Here is a 15,000-nt window from a genome sequence, read left to right as displayed (position 1 = left end):
GAACTGCGGGGCGGCCGCCGGCTTTCATGGCGCTGGCGGCAAGGCAGGGCGGTGCAGTTCTGCGCGCCGCCGCAGGGTGTGTTGTCGCCGCCGTCACTGGCATCTGCATGCCCATGGGCACCACGCCGCAGGTCTTGCCACCTTGCCGTTGAACGGCGCCATGCGGGCATTGCGGGCAGACGTGGCGTTTTTTGAGGTGAAATGCGTCGTTTGCGCAATATAGGCGGGCGCTGTCAGCTCTATTTTTGATAGCGTTGAGCGGGTTTGCAGCGGGGTGCGCACCCGCTGGCGCAATCTGCAATCCGCACGCCGGGTGCTACCTGCAGGCCGCCGGGTCTGCGGACCCGATCCACCCGCGGTGTTCAGGTGCCGGGTGGCCTCGTATTTTGAATGAAATAGGCCACTTGTCCAATATGCGCGGGCGACGGTTGCTCTTTACTTGATAGCAACGACGCGTCACGCTGGCGGGGGAGGAACCAGCCACTGGCGGGCCGCCGCCATCACGCACTGGGTCAGCCGTTCCAGGCTTGCCTGGGCGGAGCGGGCGTGCACCCAGTACAGCGGCATGTCCATTCCGGCGCCGGGCAGCAGCTCGACCAGTGTGCCTGCGTCGAGCTGGCGCTGGATCAGCGTGACCGGATGCATGCCCCAGCCCATGCCGACCTCGCAGCCGCGCACGAATCCGAAGTTCGATGGAAGGAAATGCTTGGGCGGGTGCTGGCGCGAGACCAGGCCTTGCTGCTGCATCCACTGCTCCTGCAGGCGGTCCTTGCGGTCGAAGGTCATCATCGGTGCCCGGGCCATGGCCTCGGGTGTCACGCCGCCAACGAAATGCTGCGCCACATACGCGGGGCTGGATGCTGCTACGTAGCGCACCGAGCCGAGTGGCCACGTGTTGCAGCCTGCGATGCTGCCAGCGCTGGCTGTGACGGCAGCCAGAACCTCGCCTTCCCTGATACGTTGGGCCGTGTGGTCCTGGTCGTCCGTGCGGATGTCCACCAGCTCGTTGCCACCTGCCGTGAAGGCCGCCATGGCGTCCATGAACCAGGTGGAAAGCGAGTCGGCATTCACTGCCAGCTTGAGGGTCGGCCGCGGAGCTTGGCCATCGGGCATCAAAGTGGGGTTGGCGCGCCGTAACTCGTTTTCCAGCAGCGCCACCTGCTCCACGTGCAGGCACAGGCGCCGCCCCGCATCCGTGCCGGTACAGGGGTTGCCGCGCAGAACCAGCACCTGGCCGGTGCGCTCTTCGAGCTGCCGGATGCGCTGCGAAACCGCCGATGGGGTGATGTGCAGCCTGCGGGCAGCGCGCTCGAAGCTGCCTTCGCGCACCACGGCGGCCAAGGCCTCGAGTCCGGTGTAGTCCAGCATGAAGTATTTCTAACTTTGATTCAGGTAAATTAATTTTACTTAATTTCACGGCATGGCCAGAATCGGGCACATGTGGACTGCCAATGCTTCTTCTTCATGGCTTGCGGGCTTTACCGTCTGCCTTTCGCTGATCGTTTCGATCGGGGCCCAGAACCTGTACGTGCTGCGCCAGGCCGTGAGCGGCCGCCATATCCGCGCCTGCGTGGCATGGTGCGTGGCCAGTGACGCGCTGTTGATCGGCGCGGGCGTGGCGGGCATGGCCCAGTTGCTGGCCCGTTCGCCTGCCCTGGCGTACTACCTGAGCCTGGGCGGGGTGGTGTTCTTGCTGGCTTACGGGCTTTTCGCGTGGTGGCGTGTGCTGGCCGCGCCGGATGCCAACCTGGCCACGGGGTCGGGCGCCGCACCGCGCGGCGTGTTCAGCGTGCTGGGCACGCTGGCGGTGATCACCTTGCTCAACCCCCATGTTTATCTGGACACCGTGGTGTTGGTCGGCTCGATCGGAGCGCGCCAGGATGGCGGGCTCAAGTGGGTGTTCGTGGCAGGTGCAGCCTCGGCCAGCCTGGTGTGGTTTGCAAGTCTCGCAGTGGCTGGGCGGCGCCTGCAAGGCCTGTTTGCCAGCCCCCGGGCGTGGCGCGTGCTGGACGCGCTCACGGGCTGCATGATGCTCGCCTTGGCGTGGTGGGTATGGCAGGGAATAGACGCTTGAAACGCCCCAATGCGGCGGTTTTGCGCGGCGTTCGTGGAAGGCCGGCGGGGGAATGCGCCGGGGCCCACGCGCAGCCCCCAGGGGGATTTTGTCAGGGATACTTGGGCCGTGGCCGTCCTCCTGCCCCTTGCCCGCGTTGTGCTTTTGAGCGTGACGCGCCTTCTGGCGGCCCGTGCCCTCAACCAAAGGACCCGGACCATGCCTTTGTCTTTGTCTCTGTTCGCCCGCCGCCTCTGGATGGCCCTTGTGCCCGGTCTGCTGCTTGCTGCGTCTGTGAGGGCGGCAGAACCGGCAACGTCGGCCACGATGGTGCCGTCGAAAGATGGCGCCTTTGTCATTGACCTTCGGGCCCGGCTGGCCTGGCCGCGTTGTGTCGAGGGAATGCAGTGGAGCGGAACGACCTGTACCGGCACGCCCAAGCGCATGGATTACGCCGAGGCCACGGCATTGGCCAACGCCCGCTGGAAGGCCGAAGGCGTGCGCTGGCGCCTGCCGCGCGCGCCTGAGCTCAAGCGTCTGGTGGACAAAACCGCCCGCCCTCCGGGGCCCAACCCCGCGCTCTTTCCGGCCGGTCCGTACGAGTGGTATTGGTCTGGCACGGCCAACGTACAGGTCGGCGCAGGCAATCAATACAACTACGGCAACGTGATGGAAGCGCGCTCGGGCGGCGGCCGGGCCGGTTTTCTGCAAGGGTGGGCCGTGAACATGGAAACCGGCGAGAGCCGCGGCGATGTACCCCGCAGCACCCGGTTGCCCGTGCGGTTGGTGCGGCCGCACGACGAATAGGGCCGGGCAGCCGATCGGTGCAGCCGCCGCGGGCCAGGGCTGCGCGTACAAGGCATTGTTGGGCGGCGCTTGTGCGCACCCATTGACCCCCTGCGCGCCGATGCAATCAGGGATGTGCGGTGTCTGCAGCCGCTGGATGGCTGCTGGCTTGCCCGCCGAACTCGGGCGCGTTGCCGAAGTACCCGAAAAACAGGTTGCGGGCGATGCCGTGGGCGGTCACTTGCAGGTCGTGCGCTACTTCGGGTGCGAAAAGCCGCTCTGTCTGTTTGCCCCACAGTCGCACCCATGCCGCGAAGTGGGCGGGAGTGACGCCCTGCAGGGCCATGTGTTTGCTAAAGACGTTGCCGCGAAAACTCTTGCTACCCAGCGCCACGGTGCACCAGAAATCCACCATGCGCGCCAGGTGAGGCTCCCAGCGGTCGCGCAGGGCTTCTTCGAACACCGGGCCCAGAAGGGCGTCGGCCCGGACGTCGGCATAAAACCGGTGCACCAGTTCTGTCAGGCTTTCGACACTGGGCGCGCGCCACCCGCCGGGGGCGGCGCCATCGGCCGCTTGGTGGGTGGAAGAGGCGTTCAGCTGCATGCGCAGCCCGACGAGCCGCAGCCACCGGCTGCGGCGGGCGCGGCCTCGAATTGGGGGAAAAGCACGTTGTTCTCGAGGTGGATGTGGTTGACCAGATCATCGCCGAACTGGGCAATGCCGGCGTAAAGAGCGCGCCAAGTGTTGCAGGCACCAGCGGGTGGCGTGGCGTCGTTCGTGAGGGCGTTCAGCTTGTCGAGGGCGGCGCCGTGGTCCACATGCTCGGCGCGCATCATGCCGATGGGCTGACCCACAAAGGGGTTGCCGCCCGACTTGAGCATGGGGAACAGAATGGCTTCTTCCTTGTGCATGTGCGAAAGCAGTTCTTCCTGGATTTCTTCGAGCAGGTCACCCAGCCCCGCAGGTACGTCCGGGTTCGCGCGGTGTACTGCCTCGACGCGATGGGCCATGCGGATGAGTTCGGGCAATTGCGCGCGATGGACGTCATGGTAGCGCGCAAGGATGTGGTCAACCAGATCCCCGGGTTCGCTTACCGCTGGCAGGTCGCTGGGGCGCTGCAGGGCTGTCAGCTCGGCCAGTACTGCATTCACGTCCAGGCCTTTCTCGGCCGCCGCCGCCGCGAGAGGGACCTGGCCGCCACAGCAGAAGTCGAGCTTCAGCCGCCGAAACACAGCGGTGGCGCCAGGCAATTGGACCGCAATCTGACCAATCTGCTGATCGGCACTCAGGGCTGCGGTGGCGGGGGCGGAAGCTTCCAGACGGGCGTTCATGGTGTGGTCCTATAAAGATTCATTTGGTATGAATATTTTATGGCATAAAATGCATCCTGACCATTCCTTCCAATTGATCTGCGGCAAATCGAATGCGACTGACCCAGTGGACCGACTACACGCTGCGCGTGCTGATGTACTGCGCGGCGAGTGAAGGGCGTGTGCAGCCCGTCACCATCAGCGAGGTGGCAGAGAGCTACGGCATTTCGCGCAGCCACCTCACCAAGATTGTCCAGGAGTTGTCCGCACAGGGCCTTCTGGAAACCACCCGTGGCCGGGGCGGCGGCATGCGCCTGATGAAGCCTGCGGGTGACATCAACATCGGCGCGGTGGTGCGTGCCACCGAAACCGACTTCAATCTGGTGGAGTGCTTCGATGCCGAGCACAACCAGTGCCGGCTGAGCGCCCACTGCTACCTCAAGGGCGTGCTGGGCCAGGCCATGCAGGCCTTCATTGCAGTGCTGGACAAGGTGACGTTGGCCGACCTGCTCACGCAGCCCTACAGCCCGGTCGCGATGCCGAAGTCGCTGCGCCTGGGTACGCCGGGGCTTTTGCCCGGTCTTCCTCACACCGGAGCTTGAGGCCTGCCGACGCCCCGCAGGACGGGACGTTGGCGAGGCCGCGCCCGGGCCTGCGGGCGAGGTGAACGGTTTACGGCCGAAGCACCTCCAGGATGCGATCCAGACCGCCGTGGTTGATGGCGATCTTGGCTTGTGCCCGCACGGCAGGCTTGGCGTGGTAGGCCACTGACAGGCCCGCGGCGGCCATCATGGGCAGATCGTTGGCACCATCGCCCACCGCAATGGCCTGCGATGGCGCAATGCCCATGAGCGACGCCACTTCGAGCAGGGTGCGGCGCTTCTCGGCGCCATCGCAGATATCGCCCCATGCCTGGTCCACCATGCGGCCCGTCAGCAGGCCGCCTTCCACCTCAAGCTGGTTCGAGCGGGCAAAGTCGATGCCCAGGCCCGCCCGCACGCGGTCGGCAAAAAAGGTGAATCCGCCCGACACCAGCAGTGTTGTGAGGCCCGCAGCCTTCGCGGCCGCGACAAGTTCCATGGCGCCCGGATTGAAGCGCAGGCGTTCGGTGAACACCTGTTCCATGTGCTGCACGGTAACGCCCTTGAGCAGGGCCACGCGCTGGCGCAGGCTTTCCTTGTAATCGGTGATGAGGCCTTGCATGGCGGCCTCGGTGATGGCCGCTACCTCGGCCTTGCGGCCCGCAGCATCGGCGATTTCATCCACGCACTCGATATTGATGAGGGTGGAGTCCATGTCGAACGCAATGAGCTTGTAGCTCGACAGGGACAGCGGGGGATTGATGCCCTGGACGATGAGGCCAGGGGCAAATTCGGTGGGGTGGATCATGAAAACGGGCTGCGTTCTGAATGCGAAAGGCGCAATGTTAGCCCGGCCACCCCGGCCGCATTCAGGGCCCTAGCGGGCTTGCTGCCTCAGTGCGGGCGCGGCGTGCCGCTGTGCGCTTTGGCGGGAGTGCTTGCGGCGGCAGCGCTCTGGTCCATTTTGCCCAGAAACAATCGGATGAAGAAAACCATCATGCCCAGCATGAAGACAATGCCGATGATGCTCATCAGGCCGTAGTCGGTGGAAAAAAGATCGGTCAGCAATTTCATGAAACCCTCCTGGTTGAATGGGTTTCTCAATATTGCGCCGTAGCGCTTTAAGCGGGTTGATTTGTATCAATTGCTATTGCAGAGCGCACTGCGGCCGATCAGGAATCCCCCAGGTAGAGCGGATCGGACCAGGTTGCCAGCCACTGCGGCTTGAACGCAACGAAGATGGCCGTGAGCATGCCGGTGACGAACGCATCGCCCCAGGCCATGAGCCAGCGCGCCACCAGCGATAGTTCATCGCCTACTCCCGGCAGCCGATGCCCGCTCCACTGCGACAGCGCCGCCGATGCGAAGAGGCACAGCACTGTGCCCAGAAAAGCGCGGCCGAGCACATAGACGAAGAGCTTGGCACCAATGAAGCGGCGCACCAGCGCCCCCAGGATCAGTGCCAGGGTTGCCGGTGTGACGCCTTGCCAGGCGATGGCGCCCAGTGCGTCGGGCCACGGCATGGCAGGCGAAAGCAGGCTGGCGATGACGCCCACCGCCACCAGCACGGGGATGGCCAGTGGCCAGCCCAGCATCAACACCACCAGGCATGCGCCAGACCATTGCAGTTGCAGCGGCATGGCGTGCAGCGTGGGCAGGGCCCACATCCAGGGCAGCAGCACCAGCGTGGCCAGCAAGGGGGTCAGCAGGGGTGAAAGTTCGCGCCCGGAGCCGTCGGCCGCCGCCCGGCTGCCGAGCAGCCGCCAGGGGCGCAACCACAGAGCGAGCAACAGCGCTATGCCGGTCAGCGCGGCTTCAAGTGCCATGGGGTCGATCACAAGGGGATGGTTGGCGCATGGTTCACGCCGCAGTGGGCTGTGCCAGGGGCTGCCCCAGGCTGCGCAGAATGTCCCGCACCATCTGTGCGCGGTCCTTGGGCTCCTTCAGTTCGCGCTCGATGCGCAGCTTCTCGTTGCCCGCCAGCTTGATGTGCTTGTTCTTCTGGATCAGCTCAATGATGCGCATCGGGTCAATCGGCGGCTGGGGCTTGAAGGTGATGTTGATCACGCCAGGGGCGGCGTCCACCTTCACCACGCCGTAGGGCTGGCTCAGCACGCGCAGGCGGTGCACGTCGATGAGGGTCTGGGCCTGCGGCGGCAGCTTGCCGAAGCGGTCCACGATCTCTTCGAGCAGGCCGTCGATCTGGTCGGGGTTCTTGGCCGTGGCCAGCTTCTTGTAGAACGACAGGCGCAGGTGCACGTCGCCGCAGTAGTCGTCGGGCAGCAGGGCGGGGGCGTGGAGGTTGATGTCGGTGGTGACCGACAGGGGCGAGAGCAGGTCGGGTTCTTTGCCGGCCTTGAGCGCCTTGACGGCCTCGTTCAGCATCTCGTTGTAGAGCTGAAAGCCGACTTCCAGCATGTTGCCGCTCTGGTTTTCGCCCAGCACCTCGCCCGCGCCGCGGATCTCCAGGTCGTGCATGGCCAGGTAGAAGCCGCTGCCCAGTTCTTCCATCTGCTGGATGGCTTCGAGTCGCTGCTGCGCCTGCTTGGTCAGCCCTTCGATGTCAGGCACCATGAGGTAGGCGTAAGCCTGATGGTGGCTGCGGCCCACGCGGCCGCGCAGCTGGTGCAGCTGTGCCAGGCCGAACTTGTCGGCGCGGCTCATGATGATGGTGTTGGCCGTGGGCACGTCGATGCCGGTCTCGATGATGGTTGAACACAGCAGGATGTTGTAGCGCTGGGCCACGAAGTCGCGCATCACGCGCTCCAGTTCGCGCTCAGGCATCTGGCCGTGGGCCACGGCGATGCGCGCTTCGGGCAGTATCTCTTCGAGCTTCTGGCGGCGGTTCTCGATGGTCTCCACCTCGTTGTGCAGGAAGTAGACCTGCCCGCCGCGCTTCAATTCACGCAGCACCGCCTCGCGGATCACGCCCGTGCCCTCGTTGCGCACGAAGGTCTTGATCGCCAGGCGCCGCTGCGGCGCGGTGGCGATGACCGACAAGTCGCGCAGCCCTTCGAGCGCCATGCCCAGCGTGCGCGGGATGGGCGTGGCCGTCAGCGTCAGCACGTCCACCTCGGCGCGCAGGGCCTTCATCTGCTCCTTGTGGCGCACGCCGAAGCGGTGCTCCTCGTCGATGATCAAGAGGCCCAGGTTGTGGAACTTGGTGGATTCGCTCAATAGCTTGTGCGTGCCGACCACGATGTCTACCGTGCCGTCGCCGATGCCCTTGATGGCGGCGGTGATCTCCTTGCCCGAGCGAAAGCGCGAGACCTCGGCCACCTTCACCGGCCACTTGCTGAAGCGGTCCACCAGCGTCTGGTAGTGCTGCTCGGCCAGCAGCGTGGTGGGCGCGAGGAACGCCACCTGCTTGCCGCCCGTGACGGCCACGAAGGCCGCGCGCAGGGCCACCTCGGTCTTGCCGAAGCCCACGTCGCCGCAGACCAGGCGGTCCATGGGGCGGGGGCTGATCATGTCCTGGATCACCGCGTGGATGGCAGCGTTCTGGTCGGCCGTCTCCTCGAAGCCGAAGTCGTTGGCAAAGGTCTCGTAGTCCTGCGGGCTGTAGCGGAAGGCGTGGCCTTCGCGCGCCGCGCGGCGGGCATAGATGTTCAGCAGCTCGGCCGCGCTGTCGCGTACCTGCTCGGCCGCCTTGCGCTTGGCCTTTTCCCACTGGCCGCTGCCGAGCTTGTGCAGCGGCGCCTCGTCGGCGTTGACGCCGGTGTAGCGGCTGATCAGCTGCAGCTGGCTCACGGGCACATACAGCACGGCCTTGTCGGCGTATTCCAGGTGCAGGAACTCCTGCATGGCGGGCGTGCCGTCGGGGTTCTTGTTGCCCACGTCCATGTTGACCAGGCCCCGGTAGCGGCCGATGCCGTGCGCGCTGTGCACCACCGGGTCGCCCACGTTCAACTCGGCCAGGTCCTTGATGAGCGCCTCGACGTCGCTCACCTGCTCCTGCTTCTTGCGGCGGCGCGTGGTGGGGCCTGCGGCGAACAGCTCGGTCTCGGTGACGAAGTCGATGCCGTCCTCGATCCAGCTGAAGCCCACGGTGAGGCCGGCGGTGGCAATGCCCACCTTTTCGTCGTCCGCGCCCTGGAACTCGGCCAGCGAGTCGAAGGCGGGCGGGTTCACGCCGCTGGCGCGCAGAAAGTCGAGCAGGCTCTCGCGCCGGCCATCGCTTTCGGCCAGGAGCAGCACGCGGTGCTGCGTGTTGCGGATGTGGGCGTGCAGCCGGGCCAGCGGGTCTTCGGCGCCGCGCACCACCGACAGGTCGCCGAGCTTCTGGAAGTGCGGGTTGTCGGCAATGTCCTCCACGCCGGGGCGGATGGACAGCTGGGCATGCTCTTTGGCGCGCGTGTAGAACTGGTCGGCCGAGAGGAACAGCGCCTCGGGTGGCAGCACCGGGCGCTCGGGGTCGCCCTGCACCAGGCGGAAGCGGTCTTTCGTGTCCTGCCAGAAGCGCTGGAAGGCGGGCTCCAGGTCGCCGTGCAGCACCACGGTGGCTTCGCCGCCCAGGTAGTCGAACACGGTGGCGGTCTCGTCGAAGAACAGCGGCAGGTAGTACTCGATGCCGGCTGTGGCCACGCCCGCGCCCATGTCCTTGTAGATGCGGCTCTTGGTCGGGTCGCCCTCGAGCATCTCGCGCCAGCGGCTGCGGAATTTGGCGCGCGCGTCATCGTCCATGGGGAACTCGCGGCCGGGCAGCAGGCGCACCTCGGGCACGGGGTACAGGCTGCGCTGGCTGTCGGGGTCGAAGGTGCGGATGCTGTCGATCTCGTCGTCGAACAAATCCACGCGGAAGGGCACGAGCGAGCCCATCGGGAACAGGTCGATCAGCCCGCCGCGCACCGCGTACTCGCCGGGGCTCACCACCTGCGAGACGTGGCTGTAGCCGGCCAGCGTGAGCTGGGCCTTGAACTTGGCCTCGTCGAGCTTTTGCTTGACCTTGAAGTGGAAGGTGTACCCCGCCAGGAAGGATGGCGGCGCCAGCCGGTACAGCGCCGTGGTGGCCGGCACCAGCACCACGTCGGCGCCGGTGTCCTTGTCCTTCTGGCTGATGCGCCACAGTGTGGCCAGGCGCTCGCTGATCAGGTCCTGGTGCGGCGAGAAGGTGTCGTAGGGCAGCGTCTCCCAGTCGGGAAACAGCGCGCAGCGCAGCGTGGGCGCGAAAAACGCCATCTCCTCGATGAGGCGTTGCGCGTCGGTGGCGTCGGCCGTGACGATGGCGGTGGTGCGGCCGGCGGCCTTGTCACGCTCGGCCAGCAGCGCCAGCAGCAGTGAATCAGCGCTGCCCGCAGGGCGGGGCAGGGCAAAGCGTTTTCCGGGGGAGAGTTTGGGGAGTTCCATGCGGACGGTGCGGGTCGTCTGGGCCCGCCGCATCCCCTGGGGCGCGAAACGCGTACGGGCTGGATCGGTGGGCAACGGGGGATTTTAGAATGAGAGCCTCATGACCGATTCGTCCATGCCTCAGCCACCATCCGTCACCGCCATGCCGGTCCCAGGCCGTTTCTGGGCATTGGTGCCCTGTGCGGGCATGGGTTTGCGCGCAGTGGCATCGGTGGCGGGGGCGCAGGATGCCGCTGCGAAACTATCCCCTGCCCAGCCCGGGGCAACCGCTGCGCCACCCGCAGCGGCGCAACCGGTGGGGGGCGTGGCCACGTCAACGGCACTGCCAAAACAGTACCACCTGGTGGCAGGCCACCCCATGGTCATGCACACGCTGGCAGCGTTTGCGGGCGTGGGGCGGTTGCTGGGCACGCTGGTGGCGGTGGCGCCGGGAGATCGTTTCCTGGATGCGTACGCCCATCCTTCGTTTTTCACCGTGGAGTGCGGCGGCCCCACCCGCGCCGATACCGTGCTGGGGGGGCTGCGTGCGCTCATGCAGCGGGGGGCTCAGACGACCGATTGGGTACTGGTGCACGATGCGGCCCGCTGCCTCGTGACGTCCGCGCAGATCGACACTCTGATCGACACCTGCATGCAGGACGGCGTGGGCGGCCTGTTGGCGCACAAGCTGGCCGACACACTCAAGACCTCCATCGACGGCCCGGGCGGCGTGCGCGTGGCGTCCACCGTTGACCGCAGCGACAAGTGGCTCGCGCAAACGCCTCAGATGTTTCGCATCGGGCCGCTGAAGGCAGCCATCGAGCACGTAGGCTCCGGGGCCACCGACGAGGCCAGCGCCATGGAGGCCATGGGCCTGCACCCGCGGCTGGTGCCTGGCGGCGCGCAGAATTTCAAGGTGACCTATCCGGATGATTTCGCCCTTGCAGCTGCGGTGCTGGCGCAACGCGCCCACAGCACCACGCTCGAACGCTTCGGCGGGGCACGGGGCCAGGTGGCGGCCCCCTTTGGCAAGAAGACCTTGTTTTGAGCCCCCACGCGGGCGAAAGTGACGCAATGAATTTCAGGATTGGCGAAGGCTGGGATGTGCATGCACTGGTGCCAGGGCGCAAGCTGGTGATTGGTGGGGTGGAAATTCCCCATCCGATGGGGTTGCTGGGCCATTCGGATGCCGACGTGCTGCTGCATGCCATCACCGACGCCCTGCTGGGGGCGGCCGCACTGGGTGATATTGGCAGCCATTTCCCTGACACCGACGCGGTGTTTCGCGGCGCCGATTCGGCGGTGCTTCTGGCCGAGGCGACGCGGCGCGTGCGCGCGGCAGGCTACGAGATCGGCAACATCGACAGCACGGTCATCGCGCAGGCACCGCGGCTTGCAGCCCACATTCCCGCTATGCGTGCGTCTATCGCGGCAGCCGTGCAGATCGCCGAAGCGCAGGTCAACATCAAGGCCAAGACGGCCGAGCGCCTGGGTCCGGTAGGGCAGGGGCTGGCGATCGAGGCGCGCGCCGCAGCCTTGCTGTTCCAACCCTGACTGCAGCAACCCGCGCGGCGACGGGCGGGCTTGCGGGGCTTCGCTTCGGCACAGGCAGCTTTTTTGCTTGCGCCGCGGCTTGGACCCTTTGCCAAGATGGCCAGCCTACCCTGTTGCGCTGGCGCAGTCAGGCCGCGTTGTCCTGGCCGCGGCGGCGCGGAAGCTGCCGCTTGACGGAGGGCCGCTGCAGGCGCTGCTTGGGGTCTTCTCCGTCGGGCGTCGGCGTGGCGCGCTGCAACTGGATGTGGGCCACCAAGCCGCCGCTGCTGGAGTTGGCCAGTGCGAAGATGCCGCCCATGCGCTGCACCGTCTTGTCGACGATCGACAGGCCGAGGCCGGCGCCCGCTGCCGCGGTGCGCGCCGAATCGCCGCGGAAGAAGGGCTTGGTGAGGTTGGACAGCTGCTCGGGCGGCACGCCCGGGCCATGGTCGCGCACCTTGATCAGCACCCAGTTTTCGCGGCCCTTGGCTGCAATGTCCACGTGGGTGACGGCCGTTTCAACCGTCTTGCCGTAGCGGCGTGCATTCTCCAGCAGGTTGGAGATCACGCGCGCCAGCTCCACCTCGTCGGCCAGCACGTTCAAGTCTTCGGGGACCGACATGGTGATCTGCAGTTCGCGGTGGTCCTGCACCGCATACACGCAAGACGACACCACGCCGTGCAGGTTCACGGGCGTGAGCGTGACATGGTCGGGCCGGGCGTAGTCGAGGAACTTGTCGATGGTGGCGTCGAGCTGCACGATGTCGGCCACCATGTGCTCACGGGCGATTTCGTCGGTCACGCTCATTTCGGTTTCGAGCCGCAGGCGTGCCAGGGGGGTGCGCAGATCGTGCGAAATACCTGCGAGCATCACCGCCCGGTCCTGCTCAAGCTTGGCGAGCTTCTGCGCCATGCGGTTGAAGCCGATGTTCACCTCACGGATCTCGCTGGTGACGGCCTCTTCATCCAGATGGCTGGCCGCGAAGTCGCCATCGCGCACGCGGTTGGCGGCATAGGAAAGCTGCTTGAGCGGGCGGTTGATCAGCCGCGCAATGGCAGCAGCGCCGGCCAGCGACAGGGCGCCGGCGGTGATCAGCCAGATCAGCCAGGTGCGACCGCCCGCGGGGCTGAAACGCGACCGGTCCATCAGCAGCCAGTTCGGGTCGCCGTTGATGTTGAAGCCCACCCACAGGCCGTTTTCGCCATTGACGTTCTGGGCCACGATGGTGTCGGGGCCCAGGCGTTGGGTGAGCTCATCTGTCAGGCGGTTGCCCAGGGCGGTGCTGTCGAGCAGTGTGAACTTGTCGCCAGGTTCGCGCGGCAGAATGCGCACGCCCTCCTGGTCGGCCATGGTCTTGATGAGCGAGACGCGCGCGATGGCGTCCGCATGCACCAGGGCTGCACGGCTGAGATTGACGAGTGACGCGATCTGCTGCGCCGTGTGCAGTGTGCGCGGCTCGAACTCGAGGGCGCGCAGCGTCTGCAGCCACGCCAGGATGCTGCCCACCAGCAGCAGCGCCAGCAGAAAGAAGGTGCGCCAGAAAAGATTCAGGCCCACCCGGGCGCGTTGCTCGCGTGCGAGCCGCAGCGCCTCGAGCGGCGCCGGGCTGGTGGCGTCTGAAGGTGCGGTCACAGGTTGCCGGGGGCGGGGTGCTGACGGGCCATCCGATTTGCGCATGAAAGGATCAGCTCGTCCCGTCCGGCACGAAGACGTAGCCCACGCCCCACACAGTCTGGATGTAGCGCGGCGCTGCGGCGTCCACTTCGACCAGCTTGCGCAGGCGCGACACCTGCACATCCAGGCTGCGGTCGAAGGGCTCGAACTCGCGGCCGCGCGCCAGCAGGGCGAGCTTCTCGCGCGACAGCGGCTGGCGGGGGTGGCGCACCAGCGCCTTGAGCATGGCGAATTCGCCTGTGGTCAGCGGTAGCTCCTCTCCGTTGCGCTGGAGGGCGCGGGTGCCCAGGTCGAATGTGAACGGTCCAAACGTGACCACTTCGTTGTCGCCGGACGGCGCGCCGGGTGCTTCCTGCGCGGGGCGGCGGCGCAGCACGGCGTGCACACGGGCCAACAGCTCGCGGGGGTTGAAGGGTTTGCCCAGGTAGTCGTCGGCACCCACTTCGAGACCGACGATGCGGTCCACGTCCTCGCCCTTGGCGGTCAGCATGATGATGGGAGTGCGGTCATTGGCAGCACGCAGGCGGCGGCAGATCGACAGACCGTCTTCGCCGGGCATCATCAAGTCCAGCACGATGAGGTCCACGGTCTCGCGCAGCAGCAGGCGGTTGAGCGCCTTGCCGTCTTCGGCGACCATGACTTCGAAGCCTTCCTGGGTGAGGTAGCGGCGCAGCAGATCGCGGATGCGTGCATCGTCGTCCACCACCAGAATCTTGTCGGTACGGTTGGTTGAAGTGGCCATAGTGATTCCGGGTCCAATTTGTAACAGAGCCAATTCTGACCAGCTTCCGCCCGGAAGTTCGGATTTTCGCCCGGGGTTTGACCAACTGTTACAAGTTTTGCCGGGCTGTGATCCGCACTGCACGCCGCTTCGCAAGGACGGTGGGCCACAGCGGTTACTGTGGAGGCCTGCGTGCCCCGTGGAGGGGTTGCGCGCTGCTTGCAAGGATGGATCGGATATGAAAAATGCTATTCGTTTGATAGCTGCTGGCGCTTTCCTGTTGTGCGCAGGGGCCGCCTTTTCTCAAAATACTGCTGCCAGCGAGCCGCACAATGTGGTGCAGTTGTCGGCTTCGGGTGCGGTCGAGGTACAGCAGGATCTGCTCGTGCTGGTGCTGGCGACCAGCAAGGAAGGGGCGGACGCAGCCACCACCCAGGCGCAACTCAAGCAGGCGCTCGATGCAGCTCTGGCCGAGGCCAAGCGCAATGCGCAGCCGGGCCAGCTGGACGTGCGCACCGGTCCGTTCGGGCTGTACCCGCGCTATGGCAAGGACGGCAAGATCAACGGCTGGCAAGGGCGCGCGGAACTCGTGCTGGAGGGGCGCGATTTTTCGCGCATCACCGCCACTGCCGGAAAGATCCAGACCATGGCGATCAGCCAGGTGGGGTTTGGCCTGTCGCGTGAAGCCAGGGCCAAGGTGGAGGGTGAGGCGCAGACGCAGGCCATTGATCAATTCAAGGCGCGGGCCGCAGAACTGGCGCGCAGCTTCGGCTTTGCGAGCTACAGCCTGCGCGAGGTGTCCGTCAACAGCAACGAGATGGCAACCGGCCCTCGGCCACGCGCCATGGCCATGGAGGCCAAGGGCGCCGCGTTTGCCGATGCGCCTGTGCCGGTCGAGGCCGGCAAGGCGCAGGTGATCGTCAATGTGTCGGGGTCGGTGCAGATGCGCTGATGGGCGCTAGAGGTTGCAGGCGCCGGTTTGGTATAAAAACCGGTGCTCGCGCTTGTCCTGTAT

Annotated in this window: 15 protein-coding genes; 6 read left to right on the top strand and 9 right to left on the bottom strand. The window is 66.1% G+C overall.

The genetic code is table 11. From position 1 onward, the window contains the following. Nucleotides 1-456: 456 nt before the first annotated feature. On the bottom strand, nt 457-1,368 hold the full coding sequence (locus ACDELDRAFT_RS12090; protein WP_005797049.1) for an HTH-type transcriptional regulator ArgP: 912 nt from the start codon (nt 1,366-1,368) through the stop codon (nt 457-459). 70 nt (nt 1,369-1,438) lie between these two features. Between ACDELDRAFT_RS12090 and ACDELDRAFT_RS12085 the strand changes: the two genes are divergently transcribed. Further along, nucleotides 1,439-2,074 carry a LysE/ArgO family amino acid transporter gene (locus ACDELDRAFT_RS12085; RefSeq protein WP_005797047.1) on the top strand — a complete coding sequence of 212 codons (636 nt, stop codon included), beginning with the start codon at nt 1,439-1,441 and terminating at the stop codon, nt 2,072-2,074. A gap of 198 nt (nt 2,075-2,272) precedes the next feature. Further along, nucleotides 2,273-2,860, top strand: a complete 588-nt coding sequence (locus ACDELDRAFT_RS12080) for an Lcl C-terminal domain-containing protein (protein WP_005797045.1) — start codon at nt 2,273-2,275, stop codon at nt 2,858-2,860. Nucleotides 2,861-2,966: 106 nt separating this feature from the next. Here ACDELDRAFT_RS12080 and ACDELDRAFT_RS12075 read toward each other — a convergent pair whose 3' ends face one another. Together ACDELDRAFT_RS12075 and ytfE are read right to left on the bottom strand one after the other, a co-directional pair. Further along, a complete protein-coding gene (locus ACDELDRAFT_RS12075) occupies nt 2,967-3,443 on the bottom strand; it encodes a group III truncated hemoglobin (protein WP_005797043.1) in 477 nt (158 codons plus the stop codon). Next, nucleotides 3,434-4,171, bottom strand: coding sequence for an iron-sulfur cluster repair protein YtfE (gene ytfE / locus ACDELDRAFT_RS12070; RefSeq protein WP_005797041.1), 738 nt, complete (start codon nt 4,169-4,171; stop codon nt 3,434-3,436). Before ytfE ends, ACDELDRAFT_RS12075 begins: the two co-directional genes overlap by 10 nt. 92 nt (nt 4,172-4,263) lie before the next feature. Here ytfE and ACDELDRAFT_RS12065 point away from each other — a divergent pair, with 92 nt between their 5' ends. Next, a complete protein-coding gene (locus ACDELDRAFT_RS12065; protein WP_005797039.1) occupies nt 4,264-4,752 on the top strand; it encodes an RrF2 family transcriptional regulator in 489 nt (162 codons plus the stop codon). Between the two features lie 70 nt (nt 4,753-4,822). Here ACDELDRAFT_RS12065 and serB read toward each other — a convergent pair whose 3' ends face one another. The 4 genes from serB to mfd all read right to left on the bottom strand — a co-directional run bounded on the left by serB (nt 4,823) and on the right by mfd (nt 10,077). Next, the gene (gene serB / locus ACDELDRAFT_RS12060; protein WP_005797038.1) at nt 4,823-5,539 is read right to left on the bottom strand and encodes a phosphoserine phosphatase SerB; all 717 of its coding nucleotides are present in this window, start codon (nt 5,537-5,539) and stop codon (nt 4,823-4,825) included. An 86-nt stretch (nt 5,540-5,625) separates the two neighbouring features. Beyond that, nucleotides 5,626-5,805 carry a DUF3149 domain-containing protein gene (locus ACDELDRAFT_RS12055; protein WP_005797036.1) on the bottom strand — a complete coding sequence of 60 codons (180 nt, stop codon included), beginning with the start codon at nt 5,803-5,805 and terminating at the stop codon, nt 5,626-5,628. Between the two features lie 98 nt (nt 5,806-5,903). After that, a complete protein-coding gene (locus ACDELDRAFT_RS12050) occupies nt 5,904-6,557 on the bottom strand; it encodes a hypothetical protein (RefSeq protein ID WP_005797034.1) in 654 nt (217 codons plus the stop codon). Nucleotides 6,558-6,591: 34 nt separating this feature from the next. Continuing rightward, entirely contained in the window at nt 6,592-10,077 is a 3,486-nt protein-coding gene (mfd, locus tag ACDELDRAFT_RS12045) for a transcription-repair coupling factor (RefSeq protein WP_040328993.1), read from the bottom strand. A gap of 100 nt (nt 10,078-10,177) precedes the next feature. On the opposite strand from mfd, the gene ACDELDRAFT_RS12040 reads away from it, so the two are divergent. Both ACDELDRAFT_RS12040 and ispF read left to right on the top strand, forming a co-directional pair. Further along, a complete protein-coding gene (locus ACDELDRAFT_RS12040) occupies nt 10,178-11,104 on the top strand; it encodes an IspD/TarI family cytidylyltransferase (RefSeq protein ID WP_005797032.1) in 927 nt (308 codons plus the stop codon). Nucleotides 11,105-11,130: 26 nt separating this feature from the next. After that, a complete protein-coding gene (gene ispF, locus ACDELDRAFT_RS12035; protein WP_005797031.1) occupies nt 11,131-11,610 on the top strand; it encodes a 2-C-methyl-D-erythritol 2,4-cyclodiphosphate synthase in 480 nt (159 codons plus the stop codon). Between the two features lie 127 nt (nt 11,611-11,737). Here the strand turns inward: ispF and ACDELDRAFT_RS12030 are convergent, their stop codons facing one another. After that, nucleotides 11,738-13,267 carry an ATP-binding protein gene (locus ACDELDRAFT_RS12030; RefSeq protein WP_005797030.1) on the bottom strand — a complete coding sequence of 510 codons (1,530 nt, stop codon included), beginning with the start codon at nt 13,265-13,267 and terminating at the stop codon, nt 11,738-11,740. A gap of 7 nt (nt 13,268-13,274) precedes the next feature. Continuing rightward, nucleotides 13,275-14,006, bottom strand: coding sequence for an osmolarity response regulator transcription factor OmpR (gene ompR, locus ACDELDRAFT_RS12025; protein ID WP_005797029.1), 732 nt, complete (start codon nt 14,004-14,006; stop codon nt 13,275-13,277). A gap of 217 nt (nt 14,007-14,223) precedes the next feature. Between ompR and ACDELDRAFT_RS12020 the strand changes: the two genes are divergently transcribed. Further along, on the top strand, nt 14,224-14,937 hold the full coding sequence (locus tag ACDELDRAFT_RS12020; RefSeq protein ID WP_005797028.1) for an SIMPL domain-containing protein: 714 nt from the start codon (nt 14,224-14,226) through the stop codon (nt 14,935-14,937). Nucleotides 14,938-15,000: the final 63 nt, after the last annotated feature.

Origin of the sequence: Acidovorax delafieldii 2AN, assembly GCF_000175235.1 — a bacterium.
Lineage (GTDB): Bacteria > Pseudomonadota > Gammaproteobacteria > Burkholderiales > Burkholderiaceae_C > Acidovorax > Acidovorax delafieldii_B.
This window is presented reverse-complemented; position numbering and strand designations above follow the sequence as displayed.